At 61.6% G+C, this 1455-nt stretch carries 3 protein-coding genes; all 3 read left to right on the forward strand.

From position 1 onward, the window contains the following. The first annotated feature begins 286 nt into the window (after nucleotides 1-286). Nucleotides 287-709 carry an IS66 family insertion sequence element accessory protein TnpA gene (gene tnpA, locus AWB66_RS35055; protein ID WP_159462994.1) on the forward strand — a complete coding sequence of 141 codons (423 nt, stop codon included), beginning with the start codon at nucleotides 287-289 and terminating at the stop codon, nucleotides 707-709. 44 nt (nucleotides 710-753) lie between these two features. Further along, nucleotides 754-1050 carry an IS66 family insertion sequence element accessory protein TnpB gene (gene tnpB / locus AWB66_RS32485; RefSeq protein WP_079486413.1) on the forward strand — a complete coding sequence of 99 codons (297 nt, stop codon included), beginning with the start codon at nucleotides 754-756 and terminating at the stop codon, nucleotides 1048-1050. Nucleotides 1051-1112: 62 nt separating this feature from the next. Continuing rightward, a partial coding sequence (locus AWB66_RS32490; protein ID WP_200819133.1) for a transposase occupies nucleotides 1113-1455 on the forward strand: 343 nt, incomplete at its 3' end.

Below are 1455 nucleotides of genomic sequence, written 5' to 3' on the forward strand. Positions count from 1 at the left end.
CATTTCCCTCGTGCGCCTCCTTATGCGACCGCTCGTCTACACCGTTCGGGCACATAACGCCGGAGGGAACAGAAGCCTGACAACCTCAAATCGGGCGTGCACAAGCCGAGCTTCTACGATCCCATTATCAATCGGACATACGGAGAAATGGCCTCGCATTATTCTGTGGCGGTCATCCCAGCCCGCAGTAAAAAGCCCCGTGATAAGTATCCGTTAGCGCAACCCGTCTTGAACGCCCGCGTGCACGATGCGAAGGTTTCGCCATCGTAGTGATTGGGGTGATGCGATGGGCGACGACGCGATCGACCGAGCTACTGTGCAAACGAGCGCACGTCGCCCCCGCCAGGGCGAGGCGTTCTGGCGGGAGATGGTGGCGGCATGGAAGACGAGCGGCGCTGGTACCCGGCGCTTCTGTCGCGAGCAAGGCCTTGCCGTCAGCACTTTCGGATTGTGGCGCAAGAAGTTTGCGGGCGAGGCACCTTCCACAGCGAGTCCTCTGGCTGTGACGGCGGACGCTGCGTTTCTCATTGCTCGCCTCGAAGGTGAGCCTGCGACGACGCCACCATCTGCGCCAGCCGATACGCCATCAACATCGCCGCGTGATCGCGTTACGTTATCGATCGCCGGCGTTCGCATCGAACTGAGTGGCGTGCATGCCGAGCGCATTGTGCGCTTCGTGCTCGGACAGCTTGGCGGTGCACGGTGCTAATCGCCGCTGACGTCCGAGCTTACATCTGCCGAGAGCCGGTCGACATGCGCAAGTCAATCGACACTCTGTCGTATCTGGTCGAACCGCTGCTTGCGCAGAAGCCGGCTTCGGGCAACCTGTTCGTGTTCGTCGGCCGGGACCGCACGAAGGTGAAGTGTCTCTATTGGGACCGCACCGGGTTCGCGCTTTGGTACAAGCGGCTTGAACATGGGCATTTCCCATCGCCCGCGGCGCTGGCACATCGCGGATTCACGCTCGCGGAGCTCAATGCCTGGCTCGAAGGTATAGAGATTCCAGCGCGCGAGCCTCATCGCGCCGTCGCCGTGACGCGCGTAGCATAAGCGCCTGAATCGCTCGCAATTCAGGCTCGCGAAGCTTGTAAACGTCGCGCGAGTTGGGCATCATGGTTGACATGTTGCCCGCCGCCATCACTGCCGGGGATCTGCCACTCGAGCTCGAGGCGCTTCGAGCCTTTGCACTCGAACAGAACCGGCTCGCGTGCGTGTTGTGGGAGCAATTGGAGAACCTGCAGCACCAGATTGCGCAGCTCAATCGCGCACGCTTCGGCGCGAGTTCCGAGCGCCTGGCGGGTCAGGCCGAGCTGTTCGAAGCCGCCATGGATATGCCTGTACCTTCTGAGCCGGCAAAGGTTCCAGTCACAGGGCACACCCGTAGGGGACGCCCCGCGTTGCCAAAGGACTTGCCACGCACGCGCATCGAATATGACCTGAGCGACGAACAGAAGG

The sequence above is a fragment of the Caballeronia telluris genome, assembly GCF_001544495.1.
Lineage (GTDB): Bacteria > Pseudomonadota > Gammaproteobacteria > Burkholderiales > Burkholderiaceae > Caballeronia > Caballeronia telluris.

Excerpts from the sequence above, each read along its gene's own strand:
- tnpA (WP_159462994.1), top strand. The coding sequence starts at position 287 with ATGGGCGACGACGCGATCGACCGAGCTACTGTGCAAACGAGCGCACGT.
- tnpB (WP_079486413.1), top strand. The coding sequence starts at position 754 with ATGCGCAAGTCAATCGACACTCTGTCGTATCTGGTCGAACCGCTGCTT.